At 72.7% G+C, this 20,892-nt stretch carries 25 protein-coding genes; 21 read left to right on the forward strand and 4 right to left on the reverse strand.

The features are described 5' to 3' along the window. Positions 1 to 44: 44 nt before the first annotated feature. The 8 genes from DSM104299_RS13270 (at position 45) to DSM104299_RS13305 (ending at position 5,741) form a co-directional block, all read left to right on the forward strand. A complete protein-coding gene (locus tag DSM104299_RS13270) occupies positions 45 to 1,265 on the forward strand; it encodes a tRNA nucleotidyltransferase/poly(A) polymerase family protein (RefSeq protein ID WP_272477787.1) in 1,221 nt (406 codons plus the stop codon). A gap of 11 nt (positions 1,266 to 1,276) precedes the next feature. Then, positions 1,277 to 1,966 carry a purine nucleoside phosphorylase YfiH/LACC1 family protein gene (locus DSM104299_RS13275; protein ID WP_272477788.1) on the forward strand — a complete coding sequence of 230 codons (690 nt, stop codon included), beginning with the start codon at positions 1,277 to 1,279 and terminating at the stop codon, positions 1,964 to 1,966. After that, entirely contained in the window at positions 1,954 to 2,625 is a 672-nt protein-coding gene (locus DSM104299_RS13280; RefSeq protein ID WP_272477789.1) for a YggS family pyridoxal phosphate enzyme, read from the forward strand. Before DSM104299_RS13275 ends, DSM104299_RS13280 begins: the two co-directional genes overlap by 13 nt. Before the next feature lie 39 nt (positions 2,626 to 2,664). Then, positions 2,665 to 3,213 (forward strand): cell division protein SepF, encoded by a 549-nt coding sequence (locus DSM104299_RS13285; protein WP_272477790.1) that lies wholly within the window; start codon positions 2,665 to 2,667, stop codon positions 3,211 to 3,213. A gap of 105 nt (positions 3,214 to 3,318) precedes the next feature. After that, positions 3,319 to 4,074, forward strand: a complete 756-nt coding sequence (locus DSM104299_RS13290; protein WP_272477791.1) for a pyrroline-5-carboxylate reductase family protein — start codon at positions 3,319 to 3,321, stop codon at positions 4,072 to 4,074. Beyond that, a complete protein-coding gene (locus DSM104299_RS13295) occupies positions 4,074 to 4,376 on the forward strand; it encodes a YggT family protein (RefSeq protein WP_272477792.1) in 303 nt (100 codons plus the stop codon). The genes DSM104299_RS13290 and DSM104299_RS13295 overlap by 1 nt, the downstream gene beginning before the upstream one ends. Next, positions 4,373 to 4,858 (forward strand): signal peptidase II, encoded by a 486-nt coding sequence (gene lspA, locus DSM104299_RS13300; RefSeq protein WP_272477793.1) that lies wholly within the window; start codon positions 4,373 to 4,375, stop codon positions 4,856 to 4,858. Before DSM104299_RS13295 ends, lspA begins: the two co-directional genes overlap by 4 nt. Beyond that, positions 4,833 to 5,741: an RluA family pseudouridine synthase gene (locus DSM104299_RS13305; RefSeq protein WP_272477794.1), complete on the forward strand. Its 909-nt coding sequence runs from the start codon at positions 4,833 to 4,835 to the stop codon at positions 5,739 to 5,741. The genes lspA and DSM104299_RS13305 overlap by 26 nt, the downstream gene beginning before the upstream one ends. 1 nt (position 5,742) lies before the next feature. On the opposite strand, the gene DSM104299_RS13310 is transcribed toward DSM104299_RS13305, so the two are convergent. Together DSM104299_RS13310 and DSM104299_RS13315 are read right to left on the reverse strand one after the other, a co-directional pair. Next, positions 5,743 to 6,075 (reverse strand): hypothetical protein, encoded by a 333-nt coding sequence (locus DSM104299_RS13310; RefSeq protein ID WP_272477795.1) that lies wholly within the window; start codon positions 6,073 to 6,075, stop codon positions 5,743 to 5,745. Further along, complete coding sequence (locus DSM104299_RS13315) at positions 6,033 to 6,551, reverse strand: class I SAM-dependent methyltransferase (RefSeq protein ID WP_272477796.1); 519 nt, start codon at positions 6,549 to 6,551, stop codon at positions 6,033 to 6,035. Before DSM104299_RS13315 ends, DSM104299_RS13310 begins: the two co-directional genes overlap by 43 nt. Positions 6,552 to 6,715: 164 nt before the next feature. Between DSM104299_RS13315 and rpsB the strand changes: the two genes are divergently transcribed. Genes rpsB through DSM104299_RS13380 form a run of 13 tightly spaced genes read left to right on the forward strand, consistent with a single transcriptional unit; the run spans position 6,716 to position 19,774 of the window. Further along, positions 6,716 to 7,723: a 30S ribosomal protein S2 gene (gene rpsB, locus DSM104299_RS13320; RefSeq protein WP_272477797.1), complete on the forward strand. Its 1,008-nt coding sequence runs from the start codon at positions 6,716 to 6,718 to the stop codon at positions 7,721 to 7,723. 30 nt (positions 7,724 to 7,753) lie between these two features. After that, positions 7,754 to 8,359: an elongation factor Ts gene (tsf, locus tag DSM104299_RS13325; protein WP_272477798.1), complete on the forward strand. Its 606-nt coding sequence runs from the start codon at positions 7,754 to 7,756 to the stop codon at positions 8,357 to 8,359. A 49-nt stretch (positions 8,360 to 8,408) separates the two neighbouring features. Beyond that, positions 8,409 to 9,146 carry a UMP kinase gene (gene pyrH, locus DSM104299_RS13330; protein ID WP_272477799.1) on the forward strand — a complete coding sequence of 246 codons (738 nt, stop codon included), beginning with the start codon at positions 8,409 to 8,411 and terminating at the stop codon, positions 9,144 to 9,146. Between the two features lie 5 nt (positions 9,147 to 9,151). Then, positions 9,152 to 9,709 (forward strand): ribosome recycling factor, encoded by a 558-nt coding sequence (frr, locus tag DSM104299_RS13335; RefSeq protein ID WP_349294564.1) that lies wholly within the window; start codon positions 9,152 to 9,154, stop codon positions 9,707 to 9,709. After that, positions 9,706 to 10,383, forward strand: coding sequence for a polyprenyl diphosphate synthase (gene uppS, locus DSM104299_RS13340; protein WP_272477801.1), 678 nt, complete (start codon positions 9,706 to 9,708; stop codon positions 10,381 to 10,383). Before frr ends, uppS begins: the two co-directional genes overlap by 4 nt. 5 nt (positions 10,384 to 10,388) lie before the next feature. Continuing rightward, on the forward strand, positions 10,389 to 11,255 hold the full coding sequence (locus tag DSM104299_RS13345; protein ID WP_272477802.1) for a phosphatidate cytidylyltransferase: 867 nt from the start codon (positions 10,389 to 10,391) through the stop codon (positions 11,253 to 11,255). Beyond that, positions 11,237 to 11,872, forward strand: a complete 636-nt coding sequence (locus DSM104299_RS13350; RefSeq protein WP_272477803.1) for an ADP-ribosylglycohydrolase family protein — start codon at positions 11,237 to 11,239, stop codon at positions 11,870 to 11,872. The genes DSM104299_RS13345 and DSM104299_RS13350 overlap by 19 nt, the downstream gene beginning before the upstream one ends. A 47-nt stretch (positions 11,873 to 11,919) precedes the next feature. Continuing rightward, positions 11,920 to 13,323, forward strand: a complete 1,404-nt coding sequence (gene hydA / locus DSM104299_RS13355) for a dihydropyrimidinase (RefSeq protein WP_272477804.1) — start codon at positions 11,920 to 11,922, stop codon at positions 13,321 to 13,323. Next, positions 13,320 to 14,612, forward strand: coding sequence for a hydantoinase/carbamoylase family amidase (locus DSM104299_RS13360; RefSeq protein ID WP_272477805.1), 1,293 nt, complete (start codon positions 13,320 to 13,322; stop codon positions 14,610 to 14,612). Before hydA ends, DSM104299_RS13360 begins: the two co-directional genes overlap by 4 nt. Continuing rightward, a complete protein-coding gene (locus DSM104299_RS13365) occupies positions 14,612 to 15,643 on the forward strand; it encodes a TIGR03842 family LLM class F420-dependent oxidoreductase (RefSeq protein ID WP_272477806.1) in 1,032 nt (343 codons plus the stop codon). Before DSM104299_RS13360 ends, DSM104299_RS13365 begins: the two co-directional genes overlap by 1 nt. 56 nt (positions 15,644 to 15,699) lie before the next feature. Then, the gene (gene dxr, locus DSM104299_RS13370) at positions 15,700 to 16,851 is read left to right on the forward strand and encodes a 1-deoxy-D-xylulose-5-phosphate reductoisomerase (RefSeq protein ID WP_272477807.1); all 1,152 of its coding nucleotides are present in this window, start codon (positions 15,700 to 15,702) and stop codon (positions 16,849 to 16,851) included. Then, entirely contained in the window at positions 16,852 to 17,955 is a 1,104-nt protein-coding gene (locus tag DSM104299_RS13375) for a M50 family metallopeptidase (protein ID WP_272477808.1), read from the forward strand. 22 nt (positions 17,956 to 17,977) lie between these two features. After that, positions 17,978 to 19,774, forward strand: a complete 1,797-nt coding sequence (locus tag DSM104299_RS13380) for an AMP-dependent synthetase/ligase (protein ID WP_272477809.1) — start codon at positions 17,978 to 17,980, stop codon at positions 19,772 to 19,774. Positions 19,775 to 19,801: 27 nt separating this feature from the next. Here the strand turns inward: DSM104299_RS13380 and DSM104299_RS13385 are convergent, their stop codons facing one another. Beyond that, entirely contained in the window at positions 19,802 to 20,632 is an 831-nt protein-coding gene (locus tag DSM104299_RS13385; RefSeq protein WP_272477810.1) for a HugZ family pyridoxamine 5'-phosphate oxidase, read from the reverse strand. Then, positions 20,629 to 20,778, reverse strand: a complete 150-nt coding sequence (locus tag DSM104299_RS13390) for a hypothetical protein (protein ID WP_272477811.1) — start codon at positions 20,776 to 20,778, stop codon at positions 20,629 to 20,631. The genes DSM104299_RS13385 and DSM104299_RS13390 overlap by 4 nt, the downstream gene beginning before the upstream one ends. Positions 20,779 to 20,892 lie beyond the last annotated feature (114 nt).

The raw sequence follows: 20,892 nt of genomic DNA on the forward strand, positions 1-20,892 counted from the left end.
CCAACAGGGTATGAGGTCGGACGGCGTGCGAGGATCGCCACGTGTTGAGGCCCGATGAAGCGTTGGAGGCGCTGCGCGCCGCGCCGTGTGGCGCGTGGGCGCTGCGCGTGCTCTCCGAGCACCGCAACGCGTGGGTCGTCGGGGGCGCGGTGCGCGATGCGCTGCTGGGCCGGACGCCGGGCGAGATCGACGTCGTGGTCGAGGGCGATCCGGAGCCGGTCGCGCGTGCGCTCGGGGAGGTCGTGGCCTTCCACGAGCGGTTCTGCACCTTCGACGTCGTGGCGCCGGACGGCTCCCTGGTCGACGTGGTCATGGCGCGCGACGAGCGCTACGAGCTGCCGGGCGCGCTGCCCGAGGTCCGGGCGTCGGGCCTGGAGGACGACCTGCTGCGCCGCGACTTCACGATCAACGCGGTGGCGCTGGACGCCACGGGCGAGCTGGCGGCGGCGCCCGCCGCGCTCGACGACCTCGCCGCCGGACGCCTGCGCGTGCTGCACGCCGCGTCGTTCCGCGACGATCCCACGCGCCTGTGGCGGCTCGTCCGCTACGCCGTCCGGCTGGGGTTCGCGCCCGAGCCGGCGACCGACCGCCTGGCGTTCGAGGCCGTGCAGCGGGGCGCGCTGGCGACGGTCAGCGGCGACCGCCTGGGCGCCGAGCTGCGCCTCGCGCTGGGCGAGCCGGACCCGCTGGCGGCGCTGCACGCCGCCCAGAACCTCGGGCTGGTCGAGGGTTTGACGCTCGACCCGCGGCTCGTCGCCGACGCGCTGGCGCTGCTGCCGCCGGCGCCGCGCGCGGTCCGGGCGCTGCTCGGCGGCGGGCCGCAGCCGGCGACCGCCGCGACGCGCCTCGCGCCCACGCCCGTCCCGCCCCGGCGCGACCTGACCCTGCTCGGCGCGGTGATCCCGGACGGCGGGTGGGCCGAGCCCTGGGGCTTCACGGCCGCCGAGCGCCGGATCCTCGACCGCTGCGCCGCGCTGGCGCCGATCGCGCCCGCGCGGCCGTCGGCGGTCGTCGCCGCGCTCAAGGGCGAGCCCATCGAGGCCGTGGCGGTCGCCGGCGCCCGCGGGGACGCGGAGACCGCGCAGCGGTTCGTCGACGTCTGGCGCCACGTCCGCCTCGCGATCGACGGCAACGACCTCATCGCCGCGGGCCTCCCGGAGGGCCCGGAGCTCGGCCGCCGGCTCGCCGCCACGCTCGCCCGCCGCCTCGACGGCGAGCTCGGCGACGACCGCGACGCCCAGATGGCGGCGGCGCTCGACTGCTAGAACAACGGGCGATGATCGAGGTCGAGCTTCCCGGCGCGATGGTGCGCTTCACGGCGCGGGCCGGTGGCGTCTCCGACGGGCCGTACGCCGCGCTGAACCTCGGGCTGCTCACCGACGACGACCCCGCGGCGGTGGAGGAGAACCGGCGGCGCGCCGCCGCGCTTGCCGGCGCGGCGCTGGCGTGGGGGCGGCAGGTGCACGGCACGCGCGTCGTGACCGTCGACGGGCCGACGGCGCCCGCGGACGTCGTCGACGCCGACGGCGTCGTCACCGCGGCCCGCGGCGTCGCGGCGATCGTCCTGACCGCCGACTGCCTGCCGGTCGCCCTGGCCACGCCGGACGCGGTCGCGATGGTGCACGCCGGGTGGGGCGGGCTGGCCGGCGGCGTGCTGCAGGCGGGCGTCGACGCGCTCCGGGCCCTGGATCCCGACGGCGCGATCCACGCCGCGATCGGCCCCGGCGCCGGCGCCTGCTGCTACGAGGTCGGCGACGAGGTCGCCGCGCGCTTCCCGGACGCGCCGCGGCGCGCCGACCGCACCCTGGACCTCAAGGGCATCGCCGCTCGCCGCCTGGTCGACGCCGGCGTCGCGCACGTCCACGACGTGCAGCGCTGCACGATGTGCGAGCCCGACGTCTTCTTCTCCCACCGCGCGTCCGGGCCGATCACCGGCCGGCAAGGAGGCCTCGTGTGGCGCAGCTGATCGAGGGGCTCACGGTCGAGGGCGTGCGCGCGAACGTCGAGCGCGTGCGCGGCGAGATCGCCGACGCGGCCGCGCGCGCCGGCCGCAGCGCCGACGACGTCGAGCTGCTGGCCGCCGTCAAGTACGTCGCGATCGACGAGCTGCCGGTGCTCGCGCAGGCCGGGATCGCGCTGGTCGGCGAGAACCGCGCCCAGGAGCTGGTCCGCAAGCACGACGCCCCCGGCGGCACCGAGCTGACCTGGGACTTCATCGGCCACCTCCAGTCGCGCAAGGTCAAGCAGGTCGTCGGGCTCGTGCGGCTGATCCACTCGGTCGGCAGCGACTCCGTCGTCGACCAGCTCGCGAAGCACGCGACCACCGACACGCAGGTCCTCGTCGAGGTCAACGTGTGCGGCGAGCCCGACAAGAGCGGGATCGCGCCCGTCCTGCTCCCGGACTTCCTCGCCCGCGCTCGCGAAGCGGTCACGCCGGTCGGCCTGATGACGATGCCGCCGCTGGCCGAGCGTGCCGAGGACTCGCGCCGCCACTTCGCCGCGCTGGCCGAGCTCGCGGCCGAGCACGGCCTCCATCACCTGTCGATGGGGACGACGCAGGACTTCGCGGTGGCCGTCGAGGAGGGCGCGACGATCGTGCGAGTGGGCACGAAGCTGTACTTGTGATTGCAGGACTTTCAGCGGAATTGGCGTACAGTTGCTGACGTGGCCGTGAGCGACAGCTGGCACAAGGCACTCGTGTACTTCGGCCTGGCCGAAGAGCGGGACAACTACGCCGAAGAAGAGGACGACTACCGCGAGCCCGAGCAGGAGCTCGAGGAGCGCTACCGCGAGCGTCCGAACGTCCGGCGCCTGAGCTCGCGCCGGCGGCGCGACGAGTTCGACGACATCTTCGCCGACGACGAGCCGCCGACCCGCGCCAACCTCCGCCCGATCGGCGGCGGCGCGGCCGCGCCGGCCAAGGCGCGCAACGGCAGCGTCAAGCTGCACCTGGTCATCCCCAAGTCCTTCAACGACGCCCAGCAGGTCGCCGACAAGTTCAAGGACGACATCCCGGTCGTGCTGAACCTGCAGTCGACCGACACCGATCTGTCCAAGCGGCTGATCGACTTCGCCTCCGGCCTCACCTACGCGCTCGACGGCGGCATGCAGCGCGTCGCCGACCGCGTCTTCATGCTCACGCCGCGCAACGTCGAGATCTCGGCCGAAGAGCGCGCGCAGCTGATCGAGAAGGGCTTCTTCAACCAGTCCTAGGGCAACGCTCGCCCAGGGGGCGAGGTTGGATGCGGACCCGCCCACCCGTGTTGGCCCAGAGGGCGAAACCCGCGTTGCGGTCCGGGCACTACAGTGTCGCCCCGTATGCAGGTCGGTCTCATCGGAGCGGGGAACATGGCGCGCGGCATCGCGCGCGGGTGGGGCAAGCCCATCCTCGCCGCCGATCCGCTCCCGGGACGCGCGCAGGCGCTCGTCGACGAGCTCGGCGGGACCGCGTTCGCGAGCAACGCGGCGCTCGCCCAGGCCGCCGACCTCGTCGTCCTCTGCCACAAGCCGGCCCAGCTGGACGAGGTCGCGGCGGAGATCGCCGACGACGCGAAGGCCGTCGCCTCGATCCTCGGCGGCGTCGGGCTGGCCGACCTCAAGGCCGCCTACCCCGGCCGCCCCGTCTACCGCTTCCTGCCGTCGACGCCGGTCGAGATCAGGCAGGGCGTCGTCGTCCGCGCGGCCGACGGCCACCAGGACGCGCGCCTGGACCAGGGCGTGCCGGCGCTGTTCGGCGAGCTCGGCCTGCTCGTCGAGGTCGACGACCACCTCGTCGACGTCGCGATGGGCCTGATGAGCAACGCGCCGGCCTACGTCGCGCTCCTGGCCGAGGCCCAGGTAGACGCCGGCGTCCGCCACGGCCTGCCGCCGGACAAGGCCGCCGAGATGGTGGTCCAGACCTTCGCCGGGACGGCCGCGCTGCTGCGCGCCCGCGGCAACGACACGCTCGCGGTGCGCCGCGAGGTCACCTCGCCGGGCGGGTCGACGGCGCGCGGCCTGGCGGCGCTGGAGCGCGCCGGCGTCCGCGCCGCCTTCCACGACGCGATCGACGCCGTGCTGGGGGTCCGCTCCTGATGACCATTCTGGCGAGCACCGGCGACCAGGTCGCGAGCTTCGTCTCGGCCCTGATCTGGGTCTACACGATCCTGATCATCGCCTACATCTTCACGTCGATGTACTTCAACGTGGGCGGCCGGCTCCCGTACTCGCGCTGGTCGCGGGCGATCCTCGACTTCCTGCGCGACGTATGCGAGCCGTACCTGTCGATCTTCCGGCGCTTCATCCCGCCGTTCGGGCCGCTGGACCTCAGCCCGATGATCGCCATCCTGGTGCTCGTGGTCCTCGGCAACGTCATCGTCGGCCTGATCCCGCAGTGACCTCCGCGCACGCGCGGGTCCTGGCCCGGGCCGGGCTCGTCCTGGTCGTCGTCGTCGCGCTCGACCAGCTGACCAAGGCGCTGGTCCGGGGCGGCATCGACATCGGCGAGGAGGACTCGGTCCTGCCCGCGATCTCGCTCGTGCACGTGCGCAACTCCGGTGTCGCGTTCGGGGCGTTCAGCGGCGGCGGGCTGATCGTCGTCGCGCTCGTCGCCGCCGCGCTGACGGCGTTGTTGTACTACTTCGTCACGCACCTCGACAAGCCCCTGGTGTGGCTGCCGACCGGCATGCTGCTCGGCGGGTCGATCGGCAACATCATCGACCGCGTGCGCGACGGCGCCGTCACCGACTTCGTCAAGCTTCCCGCATGGCCCGCGTTCAACGTCGCCGACATCTCCATCACCTTCGGGGTGCTGGTGCTGCTGTGGGTCATCGAGCAGCAGGACGGAGAGCGCGATGCAGCTGACGGTCGAACCGGATAGCGCCGGCCAGCGCCTGGACGCGCTGCTCGCCGACTCGCTGGGCTCCCGGTCGCGCGCGGCGCGGCTGATCGAGGCGGGCGCCGTCACGGTCGACGGCCGGGCGCGCCCCAAGCGCCACGTCGTGGCCGCGGGGGAAGTGGTCGTCGTCGACGATGCGATCGAGCAGCCCGAGGCGCCCGCCGACCTCGGGGCGGCCGTCACGTTCGCCGTGCCCTACGAGGACGAGCACCTGCTCGTCGTCGACAAGCCGGCGGGCCTCGTCGTCCACCCGGCCAAGGGGCACCTGACCGGCACGCTGTCCCAGGCGCTGGAACGCACCAACCCGGCCCACCGGCCCGGCGACGACGGCTGGCGCGCCGGGCTCGTCCACCGTCTGGACCGCGAGACCTCCGGCCTACTGGTCGTGGCCAAGTCCGACGCGGTCCACGCCGCGCTCAAGGAGGCGCTGCAGCGCCGCGACGTCACGCGCGAGTACGCGGCGCTCGTCGAGGGCCGGCCGCCGGCGCGCACCGGGACGATCGACGCGCCGATCGGCCGCGACCGCCGCGTCCGGACCCGGCACTCGACCGACACCGACAACCCGCGCGAGGCCCGGACGCACTTCGCGATCGCCGAGGCGTTCGACTACTACACCTTGCTCACGGTCACGTTGGAGACCGGGCGCACGCACCAGATCCGCGTGCACCTGCTGGCGATCGACCATCCGGTCGCCGGCGACCCGGAGTACGGCCACGCCGACCGGCTCGGCCTCACCCGGCAGTTCCTGCACGCCCAGCGACTCGCGTTCACCCATCCGGTGACGGGCGCGGCGATCGCCGTGGAGTCGCCGCTGCCGCCCGAGCTCGAGCAGGCGCTCGACCGCGCCCGCGCCGGCGAGCGCTGAGCTAGCGCCGGCGCGCGGTCCGCACGGTTGTCTTCATCGCGAGCGCGACCGCCCCGACGCCGTGCTCGCGCAGCAGCGCGTCGGCGCGGCCGAGGAGGTCGGCCCGCTCGGCCTCGGGGAGCACGCCGACGAACGACATCGACGCGATGCTCCCCACCAGCCTGGCGCGGTCGGTGCGGTGCACGTGCCCGACCTCGACGCGCTCCAGCGGCGTGAACAGGCCGGTCGCGTCCATCCGCGTGTACAGCGTGCCGTCGTCGTCCAGACCCGGGTGCGGCGGGCGCGCCGCCGTCAGCAGGTCGCCGAGCTCCTGACCCCAGCCCGCGCTGAACAAGGCCTTCGGCGAGACGCGCGCGTACTCGTCGGACTCGATCGGCCCGACCTCTCTGGGGGCGGACCCTCCTGCGTGTTGCCGCAGATCGCCAGGACGCCGCCGGGTCGGATCACCCGCGCCAGCTCCGGCGCGGCGAGCGCGCTGTCGAACCAGTGGAACGCGTCGCCCACCGCGATCGCGTCGACCGACGCGTCGCTCAGCGGCAGCGCCTCCGCGGTCCCGGCCAGCGCCTCCACGCCCGGCAGCTCGGCCACCAGCCGCGCGCGCATCCCGTCCAGCGGCTCGACCGCCACGACGTCGAGCCCGGCCGCGAGCAGCGCCCGCGTCAGCTTCCCGGTGACCGCGCCGACATCCGCCACGCGCGCGCCCGCAGGGAGCCCGAACGCCGCGATCGCGGCGGCGGGATATCCGGGCCGGCCGCGCTCGTAGTCGTCGGCGACGTCGGCGAAGCCCTCGGCGAGCGGATGCAGGTGCATGCGAGGAAGCGTAAGGCGGCGGGGGTTGTCTATCCTGGAAGGCGTCCAGTTCTACGACCCCGCCGGGTCACAGCGGACGCGGTCCTGCCCAGACGACCATGTCTGGGTCCCGCAAGTCCGGCCGGCGGGCTACCTCAGCACCATCAACAAAAGGAATCAGCACCATGGCCAATACTGACGTTGGCATCCGTGAGCTGCTGGAGGCCGGAGTCCACTTCGGTCACCAGACGCGCCGTTGGAACCCGAAGATGCGCCGCTTCATCTGGGGCGAGCGTGGCGGGATCTACATCATCGACCTGCTGCAGACCGAGCGTCTGCTCCGCCAGGCCCAGGAGTTCGTCGGCGACCTCGCCGCCCGCGGCGGGACCGTGCTGTTCGTCGGCACCAAGAAGCAGGCCCGCGACTCCGTCAAGGACGTCGCCGAGGCCTGCGGCATGCCGCACATCAACCACCGTTGGCTCGGCGGCCTGCTGACGAACTTCCAGACGATCAACCAGCGCATCAAGCGCCTGCACGACCTCGAGCGCTACGAGGCCGACGGCCAGCTCGCGCTGCTGCCGACGCGCGAGCGCCTGTCGGCCGAGGCCGACCTCGCCAAGCTGCGCGCCAACCTGGGCGGCGTCAAGAACATGACGCGCACGCCCGACGCGATCTTCGTCGTCGACCTCAAGACCGAGCTCATCGGCGTCCGCGAGGCCCAGCGCCTGCGCATCCCGCTGATCGGCCTGGTCGACACCAACTGCGACCCCGACGGCGTCGACTTCGTCATCCCCGGCAACGACGACGCGATCCGCTCCTGCGACGTCATCACCCGGGCGCTGGGCAACTCGATCGCCGAGGGCGCCGGGCAGTGGAAGGCCGCCGAGGAGGCCCGCATCCAGCGCGAGCAGGAGGCGCTCGCCGCCCGTCAGGCCGAGGAGAACGCCCGTCGCGAGGCCGAGGAGGCCGCGCGCCGCCAGGCCGCCGCCGAGGCCAAGGCCGCCGAGGAGGCCGCGCAGGCCGCCAAGGCCGGTCCGGTCGCCGACGCCGCCGCCGAGTCGGCTCCGGCGCCCGCCGCCGAGCCCGCCCAGGCCGCGCCCGCCGCCGCCCCCGCGGCTCCCGCGGCCCCGGCCGCGCCGGCCCAGGACGCGCCCGCGCCCGCCGCGCCGGCTGGCGACACGCCGGCGTCCTAGCCCACCCTTTCCCGTACGGAGGACAACACCGTGAGCACCACGATCAGCGCTGCCGACGTCAAGGCCCTTCGCGAGAAGACCGGCGCCGGCATGATGGACTGCAAGAACGCCCTGACCGAGGCCGGCGGCGATGCCGGCAAGGCCGAGGAGATCCTGCGCGTCAAGATGGGCAACAAGATCGGCAAGCTCGCCGGTCGCGAGACATCCGAGGGCACCGTCCAGGCCTACGTGCACGCCACCGGCAAGGTCGGCGTGCTCGTCCAGGTCGAGTGCAACACGGACTTCGTCGCCAAGAACGACGACTTCGTCGACTTCGCGAAGGACCTCGCGCTGCACATCGCCGCCTCCCCGCAGACGAAGTACGTCAACGAGGACGAGATCCCGCAGGCCGACAAGGACGCCGAGGCCCGCGTCTTCGAGCAGCAGGCCGCCGACAAGCCGGAGAACATCCGGCCCAAGATCGTCGAGGGCAAGCTCAAGGCCTGGTACAAGGACGTCGTCCTGCTCGACCAGGAGCACGTCAACGGCGACAAGCACGACGGCCAGACGATCGAGCAGCTGCGCGCCGGCCTCTCCGCCAAGACGGGCGAGAACGTCGTCATCAAGCGCTTCGTCCGCTTCGCCGTCGGCGAGTAGGCCGTTCACGGCGACATCCAGCCACGGCGGCCCGTAGGATCGGCGCGTCGTGGCTGAACCCGTCTTCAAGCGCATCCTGTTGAAGCTGTCGGGGGAGTCCCTCATGGGCTCCCGCGACTACGGCACCGACCCGGAGCGCATCCGGGCCGTGGCGCAGGCGATCAAGGACGTCCACGACCGTGGCGTCGAGATCGCCATCGTCGTCGGCGCCGGCAACATCTACCGCGGCATGAAGGGCGCGGCGGCCGGCATGGACCGCGCCACCGCCGACTACATGGGCATGCTCGCGACCGTGCTCAACGCGCTGCCGCTCCAGGACGCGCTGGAGAGCGCCGGGGTCCACACCCGCGTGCAGAGCGCGATCAAGGTCGAAGAGGTCGCCGAGCCCTACATCCGCCGCCGCGCGATGCGCCACCTCGAGAAGGGGCGGATCGTGATCTTCGCGGCGGGCACCGGCAACCCGTTCTTCACGACCGACACCGCGGCGGCGCTGCGGGCGGTCGAGATCCACGCCGAGGCCATCCTGATGGCCAAGAACGGCGTCGAAGGGGTCTACACCGCGGACCCGCGCGAGGACCCCGACGCGATGCTGATCCCCGAGATCACGCACATGGAGGCGCTGCAGCGCGGCCTCAGGGTGATGGACGCCACGGCGCTCACCCTGTGCATGGAGAACCGGCTGCCGATCCACGTGTTCAACATGGACGACGAGCAGAACATCGAGCGGATAGTGTCCGGCGAGCGGGTGGGGACGCTGGTCAAGCCGGAGGCAGGAGAGACAGCATGAGCGAGCTGATCGACGAGCTGCTGGCCGAGGCCGGCGAGCGGATGGACGCGGCGGTGGCCGCCGCCCACAACACCTTCGGGTCCGTGCGCACCGGGCGCGCGAGCCCCTCGATCCTCGACCGGATCATGGTGGACTACTACGGCGCGATGACGCCGGTCAAGCAGCTCGCCACGGTCAACGTGCCGGAGGCGCGCCTGATCACGGTGCAGCCCTACGACGCGTCGTCGATCAAGGCCATCGAGAAGGCGATCATGGAGTCCGACGTCGGCCTGACGCCGAGCAACGACGGCCGCCTGATCCGCCTGTCGATCCCCGAGCTCAACGAGGAGCGCCGGCGCGAGCTGGTCAAGGTCGTGCGCGGGCTCGCCGAGGACGGCAAGATCTCGGTCCGCAACGTGCGGCGCGACATCATGCATGACCTGAAGTCCCTGAAGGACGACGGGGACGTCGGCGCCGACGACGAGCGCCGCGGCGAGCAGGAGCTGCAGAAGCTCACCGACGCGAAGATCGCCGACCTCGATGTCCTGCTCAAGGGCAAAGAGGAAGAGATCCTCGAAGTTTGAGCGACTCGGGCCCCCGCGCTCAGCACGTCGCGATCATCACCGACGGCAACGGGCGGTGGGCGCAGGCGCGCGACCTGCCCGTCGCCGAAGGGCACAAGGCGGGCGCGGACGTCGTCAAGGCGCGGCTGCGCGACGCCGTCGAGTTCGGCATCCGCGAGCTGACGGTCTACTCGTTCTCGACCGAGAACTGGTCGCGCAGCGCCGAGGAGGTCACGGCGCTGATGCGCATGTTCTCCGAGCGGATCCTCGGCGAGACGCCCGAGCTCGAGGCGGAGGGCGTCCGCATGCGGTTCATCGGGCGTCGCGACCGCGTGGCGGGCGCGCTGCTGGAGCAGATGGACTGGGCCGAGGCCCAGACCGCGCACAACGACCGCATCACGCTGTTCATCGCCTTTAACTACGGCGGGCGGGCGGAGATCGTGGACGCCGCCGCGCGCTTTGCGGGCGGCACCGAAGAGGACTTCCGCCGGCTGCTCTACGCGCCGGACATGCACGACCCCGACCTCGTGATCCGCACCAGCGGCGAGCAGCGCATGAGCAACTACCTGCTCTGGCAGTCGGCGTACTCCGAGCTCGTGTTCCGCGACGAGCTGTGGCCGGACTTCTCGCGCGAGGCGTTCCGCGCGGCGCTGGACGAGTACGAGGCGCGCACCCGCCGCTTCGGAGGGCGCTGAGCGCCATGCCCCAGCCCCGGCGTCAGCGGCGCGATGCGGGCACGTCGGCCGGCGGACGGCGGCCGCGGAGGGGCGGCGGCCGCGGCGGCTCGGACCTCGGCAACCGCGTCATCGTCGCGATCCCGGCGCTGGCCGTCGCGCTGGCGATGGTCGCGCTGGGCGGCACGGTCTTCCTGGCCGGCATCGGCGTGCTCGGCCTGATCTGCCTGCACGAGCTGTTCTCGATGTTCGAGCGCGCGCGGCCGGCGCGGCTGGCGGGCTTCGTCGGGTTCTTGGGGTTGTTGGCCGCGGCGTCGCTGGGCGACCGCGAGACGATCCTGCTCGCGTTCATGGCGTGCCTGCCGATCGTCTTCTTCGTGGCGGCCAACCAGGCCGGCGGCGCCGGCGCGCCCGGGATCTCGGTGACGGTCCTGGGGCTGGCGTGGATCGGCCTCGCGCTGGCGCACGCCGTGCTGCTGCGCGACCTCGACCACGGCGGCGGGCTGGTCTTCGCGGTGCTGCTCGGGACCTTCGTCGGCGACACCGGCGCCTACCTCGGCGGCCGCGCGTTCGGCCAGCGCAAGCTCGCGCCGGCCATCAGCCCCAACAAGACGATCGAAGGCCTGGCGATCGGCGTGGTGGCCGGGACCGCGGCGGTCTGGTGGGCGGGCCTGAGCCAGGAGTGGATGGGCGGCTCCAAGGGCGCCATCCTCGGCGTGTCGATCGCGCTGGCCGCTCCGATCGGCGACCTCTTCGAGTCCTACCTCAAGAGAGATGCCGGCACCAAGGACACCGGGACGCTGTTCGGCGCGCACGGCGGCGCGCTGGATCGGCTGGACGCCATCCTGTTCACCGCGGTCACGGGCTACTACGTGTGGCTCGCCCTGACCTGAGCGACCGGCTGCGCGGCGGCCTCCTCGGGGTCGCGTTGGGGGAGGCGCTCGGCCTGCCGTGGGCCGGCGTGGCGCCGCGGCGGATCAGCCGGGCCAGGCTGCTCGACGACGTCGGGCCGACGGGCGCCGTGACGAGCGCCGTGCTCGACGCCGCGCTGTCGGGCGCCGCCGCCGGCGGTGGGCTGCCGGCGGCGCTCGTCCTCGGCTGGCGCGAGCCGGACGCGCTGGCGCGTCGCGCCGCCGCGCTGCACCTCGGCTTCGCGCCGGTGCTGGTCGCCGACCTCGCGGCCTGGTCGCTGGCCGGCGAGCCGCTCTACCACCTCGTCGCCGACCACGCCGACGACTGGCCGCCGCCCTTCCACGGCGTCGCGGCCGACGACCGGGCGATCGTCGACGCGCTGCTGGCGATCCTGCATCGCCACGACGACCCGTCCGAAGGCATGCGCGCCGCGGTTCGCCTCGGCGGCGGCGCGACCGCGCAGCTGACCGCGATCGTCGGCGGGATCCTCGGCTGCCGGCGCCCGTCGGCGCTGGACCGCGTGCCGTGGGGCGCGCGGGTCGCGCTGCCCGACGACGCGGCGTTCGACGCCGCGGTCGCCGCGCTGCTGTTCGTATAGCCGGACCATCCATTTCCAGGCGGCCTGGCACATGAGATGCTCGGCGCATGACCGAATCGAGTGCAACGCTGCTCCAGGGCGGCCGGGTCGTGAGCGCCGACGGCGAGTACGACGCCGACGTGCTGATCGTGGGGGAGAAGGTCGCGGCCGTCGGGGACGTCGAGGCGCCGGCCGGCGCCACCGTCCTCGACGTCAGCGGGTGCGTCGTGATGCCCGGCCTGATCGACAACCACACGCACTTGTCGATGCCGTTCATGGGCATGATGTCCTCAGACGACTACGACACGGGAACGCAGGCGGCCGCGGCCGGCGGCGTGACGTGCCTCGTCGACTTCGCCATCCAGCGCGAGCCCGACCAGCTGCGCTCCGCGCTGGAGGAGTGGCAGGGCCGCGCCGACGGCACGGCGCACGTCGACTACGGCTTCCACATGGCGATCACCAACGCCAACGAGGCCACGATCGACGACATGGCCGCGATCACCGAGGCGGGCGTCGCGTCGTTCAAGCTGTTCATGGCCTACAAGGGCGAGCTGATGACGCGCGACGACGCGATGACGGCGTGCATGGAGCGCGCCCGCGACCTCGGCGCGCTGACGATGGTCCACGCCGAGAACGGCGACGTCGTCGACCTGCTCGTCAAGCGGGCGCTGCGCGACGGGCAGACCAACGCGATCCACCACGCGCTCACGCGGCCCGAGTTCGTGGAGGCCGAGGCGACTTCGCGCGCCGCGCGGCTGTCGGAGTTCACCGGCGCGTCGCTGTTCGTGGTGCACGTCACGTGCGAGGCGGCGGCGGCCGAGATCCAGGCCGCGCAGGCCCGCGGCGTCCCGGTCGCGGGCGAGACGTGCACGCAGTACCTCGTCAACACGATCGACGACCTGCGCAAGCCCGACGTCGAGGGCTGTCGCTACGTCTGCTCGCCGCCGCTGCGCGACGCGCGCAACCACGAGCCGCTGTGGGACTACGTCCGGCGCGGGATCCTCGAGTCGATCTCCACCGACCACTGCCCGTTCACTAACGAGCAGAAGGCGCGCGGCCTGGACGACTTCAGCCTCGTGCCCAACGGGCTGCCGGTCATCCAGCACCGCCTCGCCAAGCTGTGGGACGAGGGCGTCGTCGCCGGTCGGATCACCCCGAGCCAGCTCGTCGACCGCACGTCGACGACGATCGCCCGGCGCTTCGGCCTGACCACCAAGGGCGCGATCGCCCCGGGCAAGGACGCTGACGTGGTCGTGTTCGACCCCAGCGCGCCGCGCGGCTACGGCACGCACACGTCGTTCATGAACGTCGACTACGACCTCTACGAGGGCGAGATGGCGTCGGGCTCGGTGCGCCACACGCTGTCGCGCGGGACCATGGTGTACGACAACGGGCAGATCGTCTCGCAGCCCGGTCACGGGAAGTTCGTGGCCCGGCAGACGGCGCTGGCGTCGGAGGGCGCGACCGCATGACGTTGAGCATCGACGCCGACCGCGTGCTGTCCGACCTGCAGGAGCTCGCCGCGGCCAGCGGCGGTGAGCACGCGGGCGCCAAGCGCCTGGCGTGGTCGCCGGACTGGGAGACCGCGCGCGCATGGCTGCTGGGCAAGCTGGACGAGCTGGGCGACGGCGTGACCGTCGAGCGCGACGAGGCCGGCAACCTGTGGGCGGAGCTCGCGGGCGGCGAGGACGCGCCGGACGGCTTCGTCATCGTCGGCTCGCACATCGACGCGGTGCCGTCCGGCGGCTGGCTGGACGGCTGCCTCGGGCTGCTGACCGCGCTGGAGGTGCTGCGGACGCTGGCGGCCGCCGGCGCCCCGCCGGCGATCGCGGTCCGGCTCGTGGACTGGGCCGACGAGGAGGGCGCGCGCTTTGGGCGCTCGCTCGTCGGGTCCTCGGCCGTCGCGGGCACGCTCGAACCCGACGACGTCCGCGGGCTGCTGGACGCCGGCGGCACGACGCTGCAGGACGCGATGGCGTCGGTGGGCGTCGACCTGGACGCCGCGACCGCCGCCCGGTCACGCCTGGACGGCGCGCGCGCCTACCTGGAGCTGCACATCGAGCAGGGCCCGGTCCTGAAGGACACCGGCCGCCTGGCGAGCGCCGTCAGCGGCACGTTCGGCGACGAGCGCTACCTGATCACGTTCACCGGCCAGTCCGCGCACGCGGGCTCGACGCCGATGCACCTGCGCCGCGACACGCTGGCGGCGGCGGCGACCGCCGCGCTCGAGATCCGCGAGGTCGGCATCCGCCACGGCGGCGTGACGACGGTCGGCGCGATCACGAGCGCGCCCGCGGTCATCACGGCGATCGCGGGCGAGTCGGAGATGATGCTCGACCTGCGCCACCTCGACGCCGACGTGTTGGCCACCATGTTGGCCGAGTGCCTGGACGCGTGCGCGCGCGCGGCCGAGGCGTTCGACTGCGGCGTGCAGCCGCGGCGCGTGTTCGGCGCGACGCCGACGCCGTTTCACCCGAAGTTGATCGCGTTGGCTCGTGCCGCGGTCGAGGCCGCGGGCGGCGGCGACGGTGGGGTGGGTGGGGCTCCGATTCCCTCCGGGCCGCTGCACGACGCGACGGAGATCGGCCGGCTCGTGCCGACCGTGATGATCTTCGCCCAGTCCGACCCGCCGATCTCCCACACCGAGGTCGAGGACTCGCCGGTCGACGCGCTGCGCGTCGCGATCGAGGCCTACGGCGCGACGGTGGGCGAGGCGATCGCCCTGATCGCCGCCGGCGAGCTCGACGGGGCGGTGCGCTGATGGACTTCGGGGTGGTCCTCCAGAACGACCCGCCGGCCGCGCGCGTCATCGACCTGGCCAAGCGCGCCGAGACCTACGGGTTCTCCCACGCCTGGACGTTCGACTCCCACCTGCTGTGGGAGGAGCCCTACGTCGTCTACAGCCGGATCCTCAACGAGACCCACAAGCTGATCGTGGGCCCGATGGTCACCAACCCGGCAACGCGCGACTGGACGGTCACCGCGTCGACGTTCGCGACGCTCAACGAGATGTACGGCAACCGGACGATCTGCGGGATCGGCCGGGGCGACAGCGCCGTGCGCGTCATCAACGGCAAGCCGGTGTCGGTGGCCGACATGTACGCCTCGATCGAGGTCATCCGCGGGCTGGCCAGCGGCGAGACCGTCGACTACAAGGGCACGCAGCTGCGGCTGCCGTGGAACCCGGACTCGCGGCTGCCGGTCTGGGTCGCGGCCTACGGCCCCAAGATGTTGGCCTTGACCGGCGAGGTCGCCGACGGCTTCATCCTCCAGCTCGCCGACCCCGACATCACGGCGTGGTCGATCGCCGCGGTCCGCGCGGCGGCCGAGGCGGCCGGGCGCGACCCCGACGCGGTGACGATCTGCGTCGCCGCGCCCGCCTATGTGACCGACGGGACCGAGGCGGGGCTGGCCCACGGCCGCGACCAGTGCCGCTGGTTCGGCGGGATGGTCGGCAACCACGTCGCCGACCTCGTGGCGCGCTACGGCGGCGACGGCTCCGCGGTCCCGACGGCGCTGACCGACTACATCAAGGACCGCGAGGGCTATGACTACAACGAGCACGGCCGCGCCGGCAACACGCACACGTCGTTCGTGCCCGACGCGGTCATCGACCGCTTCTGCCTGATCGGCCCGCCCGAGGTCCAGGTGCAGCGCCTCAACGAGCTGGCCGACCTGGGCGTCGACCAGTTCGCGCTCTACCTCCAGCACGACGACAAGGACCACACCCTGTCGGCCTACGGCGAACGCGTGATCCCGGCGGTCAACCTCCGGGAGGCGGCGAAGCTGTGACCGCCGGGCGGCTTTGAGGTGGCCTTGATGTGCGCGCGGCTAACCTCTGCGGGCACATGCCCCGCCGTCTTCTCGTGCTCGGCTCGACCGGGTCGATCGGCACCCAGGCGCTCGACGTGGTCTCGCGGACCGACGATCTGGAGATCGTCGGGCTCAGCGCCGCTCGCTCCTGGGAGCCGCTGATCGAACAGGCCACCCGCCATGGCGTCCGCCGGATCGCGATCGCCGATCCCGACGCCGCCGCGCGCGCGGCCGAGGCGTGGACCGACGGCGAGGTGCTGACCGGCGCCGAGGGGCTGGTGCAGCTGGTCCTGGAGTCGGGCGCCGACCTCGTGCTCAACGCGCTGGTCGGCTCGGCCGGCCTGGGCCCGACGGTCGCGGCGCTGGGCGAGGGCATCGACCTCGCGCTGGCCAACAAGGAGTCGCTGGTCGTCGGCGGCGAGCTCGTCACGCAGCTGGCCGAGGCGACGGGCGCGCGCCTGCTGCCGGTCGACTCCGAGCACGCGGCGCTGCACCACCTGCTGCACGGCGTGCCGACCGGCGCGCTGGAGCGCATGACGATCACCGCGTCCGGCGGCCCGTTCCGCGGCCGCACGCACGCCGAGCTGTCCGACGTCACGGTCGCCGAGGCACTCGACCACCCGACGTGGTCGATGGGCGGCAAGATCACCATCGACTCGGCCACGTTGATGAACAAGGGCCTCGAGGTCATGGAGGCCCACCACCTCTTCGGCGTGCCCTACGACCGCATCGACGTCGTCGTGCACCCGCAGTCGATCGTCCACGCGCTGGTCGAGACCGCCGACGGCGCGCAGCTCGCGCACCTCGGCCTGCCCGACATGCGGATCGCGATCGCCTACGCCTTGCACCATCCCGAGATCGTGTCGCTGCCGACCAAGCGCCTCAACCTGGCCGAGGTGGGGTCCTTGACCTTCGAGCCGGTCGACGACGACGCGTTCCCGTGCCTGGGCCTCTGCCGTCAGGCCGCGCTGGCCGGCGGCACCGCGCCGTGCGTCCTCAACGCCGCCAACGAGGTCGCCGTGCACGCCTTCATGGAGGGCCGGCTGGCCTTCACCGGCATCGGCGACGTGATCGCCGCGACGCTGCACGAGATGCCCGGTGGCCCGGTCCGCGCGTTCGAGTCGCTCTTCGAGGCCGACCGCGCCGCGCGCGAGCTGGCCTCCGAGCAGGTGGCGGTGCGCGCCTAAATGTCTTGGTTCCTCGCTTTTGCCGGGTTCGCGGCGTTGATCGTCCTGCACGAGTTCGGCCACTTCGCCGCGGCCAAGGCCGTCGGCATGAAGGTGACGCGCTTCAACCTGTTCTTCCCGCCGCACCTCTTCACCGTCCGCCGCGGCGAGACCGACTACGGCATCGGAGCGATCCCGCTCGGCGGCTACGTGAAGATCGTCGGGATGAACCCGCAGGAGGACATCCCCGAGGAGGACGTCCCGCGGGCCTACTACAACCAGCCCGTCTGGAAGCGGTTGGTCGTCATCGGCGCCGGCCCGGCGATGAACATCCTGCTGGCCTTCCTGATCCTGTTCGTGCTCTTCGCGGCCAAGGGCGCCGCGACCGACAACGGCAGCGTCGGGAGCGTCCAGAAGGGCTCGGCGGCCGCCGGCGTCCTGAAGCCCGACGACACCATCGTGTCGGTCGACGGCGTCAGGGGCGACTCGGCCAGGCTGCGCCAGCAGATCGGGACGCACACCTGCGCCGACGGGGTCAAGGCCAAGGGCTGCGTCGCCGCGACGCCGGCGACCGTGGTCGTCAAGCGCGACGGGCAGCTGGAGACGCTGAAGGTCAGCCCGCGCTACGACCCGACCGCCGTCAACACCGACGGCAGCAAGGGCCGCATGCTGATCGGCTTCACGTTCGGCTACGTCTACGACCCGCTGCCCGTCGGCCGCGCCGCGAGCCGCTCGGTCACCGGCATGTGGGACGTCAGCAAGGCCACGGTCAGCGCGATCACCAAGCTCTTCTACGACAGCTCGGCGCGCAAGAACGTGTCCGGCGTCGTCGGCTCCTACGAGACGACGCGCCAGTCCTTCCAGCAGGACGACATCGTCCTGGCGCTGCAGATCCTCGCGCTGATCTCCCTCTCGCTCGCGATCGTCAACCTGTTCCCCTTCCTTCCGCTGGACGGGGGGCATATCTTCTGGGCGCTGGCCGAGAAGGTTCGGGGTCGTCCGATCCCGTTCCGGGTCATGGAGCAGGCCAGCTATGTGGGGTTCATCCTGGTGATCGCCGTGTTCTTCATCGGCTTCACCAACGACATCGATCGGCTTCGGGGCGCTGGCTTCGGAGTGAAGTAACCACCCTGGGAGAGGGGTCGAAGTGGAGAGCAGCACCGCACCGCAGCGCGGGGTCGACGCCGCGACGATCGCCGAGGCGTTCCGCATCACGTCGGCGCAGCGCGCCGACCAGGTGGCCGTCCGGACCAAGGACGACGAGATCTCGTGGACGTGGGGCGAGCTGCGCGAGCGCGTCGACGCGTTGGCCGGCGGCCTGCATGACCTCGGCCTGCGCAAGGGCGACGCGATCGCGCTGATGCTGGGCAACCGGCCGGAGTTCCACCTCGCGGACCTCGCGGCGATGATGGTCGGGGCGACGCCGTTCTCGATCTACATGACCTACGCGCCCAACCAGATCGAGTACGTGGTGGCGGACGCGGGCGCGAAGATCCTCATCACCGAGCAGCAGTTCCTGGCCAACGTCCTGGAGGCGCGCGAGACGCTGCCCGACCTGGAGCACGTGATCCTCGTCGACGGCGACGCGGCCGACGGCACGCTGAGGCTGGCCGACGTGGCGGCGCGCGGCGCCGACGCCGGCTTCGACGTCGATGCGTCGATCGCGGCGCTGGCGCCCGACGACGTCCTGACGTTGATCTACACCTCGGGCACGACCGGCCCGCCCAAGGGCGTCGAGCTCGCGCACCGCAACCTGCTGTCGGCGGTGTCGGGGATCGAGGAGATCGTCCAGTTCCCGGACGGCGCGCGCGTCATCTCGTGGCTGCCCAACGCGCACATCGCCGAGCGCGCCGCGCACCACTACCTGCCGATCGTCTTCGGCTTCCAGGTCACGACCTGCCCGAACCCGCGCGAGATCGTGTCGTTCCTGCCCAGCGTGCGGCCGCACTGGTTCTTCGCGGTCCCGCGGATCTGGGAGAAGCTGAAGGCGGGCCTGGAGGCGATGGTCGCCTCCCAGCCCGAGGAGCAGCGCGAGAAGGCGCAGGCGGCGCTGGCCGCGGCGCGCCGCAAGGTGCAGCTCGAGCAGGCCGGCGAGCCCGTCCCGGAGGAGCTGGCGGCCGCGGTCGCGCAGGCCGACGCCGAGATGTTCTCCGGCCTGCGCACGATGCTCGGCCTCGATCAGGTCGTCGCGATCAACGTCGGCGCCGCGCCGACGCCGGTCGACGTCCTGGAGTTCTTCCACGCCATCGGCCTGCCGCTTTCGGAGCTGTGGGGGATGAGCGAGACGTGCGGCGGCGGCGCGGTCAACCCGCCCGAGCGCATCAAGATCGGGACGGTCGGCCCGCCGACGCCCGGCTGCGAGCTGAAGCTCGCCTCAGACGGCGAGCTGCTGATCCGCGGCGGCCTGGTGATGCTCGGCTACCGCGGGCTGCCGGACAAGACGGCGGAGACGATCGACCCCGACGGCTGGCTGCACACCGGCGACATCGCCACGATCGACGACGACGGCTACGTCAAGATCGTCGACCGCAAGAAGGAGATCATCATCAACGCGGCCGGCAAGAACATGTCGCCGGCCAACATCGAGGCGACGCTGAAGTCCGCGTCGCCGCTGATCGGCAACGCGGTCTGCATCGGCGACGCCAAGCCCTACAACACCGCGCTGATCGTGCTCGACGCCGACTTCGCGCCGGCGTGGGCGGCGCAGAACGGCCTGGCCGACACGTCGCTGGAGGACCTGGCGCACGAGGACGCGATCCGCACCGCGATCCAGGCCGGCGTCGATGCCGCCAACAGCAAGCTCGCCCGCGTCGAGCAGATCAAGAAGTTCGTGATCGTCGAGGGCGACTGGCTGCCCGGCGGCGACGAGCTGACGCCGACGATGAAGTTGAAGCGGAAGCCGATCGCCGAGAAGTACAACTCGACGATCGACTCGATGTACTAGGGCGATCCTGCGTGCCGCAGGATCACCTCAGGGCTGGGCTCGGGCGCGGCGGGTGAGCTCGACGGCCGCGCCGCGCAATCCGGCCTTGTCGGTCACCGGCTCGGCGAAGCCGACGCGGGCCGGGGCGGAGCCGCGAGGGGTCTCGACCGCCAGGTCGAGGCCGTAGCGGTCGGCCGCGGTGCAGCGGGCGGCGGTCGCGTCGGGGTAGCCGCCGAGCGCCTGGGCCATGATCAGGAGGGCGTCGGCGTGGTCGTCGTTGAGGTGGGTGATCGCGCCGCGCGCGTCGCCCACCGGGTCGGCCTGCGCGTTGGCGTAGGCGTCGGCGTCGGCCGAGTCCATCCGGCCGTAGCCGCCGACCCAGCGGACGCGCTCGACCTGCAGGACGTACAGCGAGAAGTCGCCGAAGCCCTGGTAGGACGACGCGGTCGGGACCGACGCCAGGTACGCGGCGCGCGCGACCGGCTCCTGGTCGCCGGTCGGGCGCGTGACCCGGCCGGCGAGCGTGACGCGCCCGTGCGCGAGCGGATCGCTGCCGCGCGCGGCCTCGGCGACGACGAGGCTCGCGCGCGGGTCCCGGTCCAGGTTGCGGCCGTGCTCGGCGAGCGTCGAGACGAACAGGACCGGCGAGCCGTCGTCGAGCGCGGCGTAGCTGACCAGCGACGCCCACGGGCCGCCGTCGTCGCTCAGCGTCGCGAGCGTCGCGACGTTGGTCTGGGCGACGAGCGTCCGGGCCTCCTCGCCCGCCGTGCGGCGGCGGGCGGGCGGGACCGGCGTCAGCGGCGGAGGAGCAGGCCCACCCGCCCGCCCCTCGCCGGCGGCGTCGTGGTCGCCGGTCGCGTCGGTGCTGATGTCGGTCACGAGAAGATCTTGACGGTCGGGGAGGACTTCGCGCCCGTCACCTTCAGCTTGACCGTGCTCGACAGGGCGGTGACCGTGTCGGCCAGCGTCACCTTCAGCGTCCGGTCCTTGATGGTGGTCGGGCGTGAGCGTGACGGTCGTACCACCAGGCCGGCGACCCCTTCGGCTGGGTCACCGTGCAGCGGACCACGACCCCTAGGGCGATCCGGTGGCCCGGATCGTCGTGGCTGACGTCGCCGGCGCAGCGGCGGCGTGCGCCC

Origin of the sequence: Baekduia alba (assembly GCF_028416635.1) — a bacterium.
In the GTDB taxonomy this organism is placed as follows: domain Bacteria; phylum Actinomycetota; class Thermoleophilia; order Solirubrobacterales; family Solirubrobacteraceae; genus Baekduia; species Baekduia alba.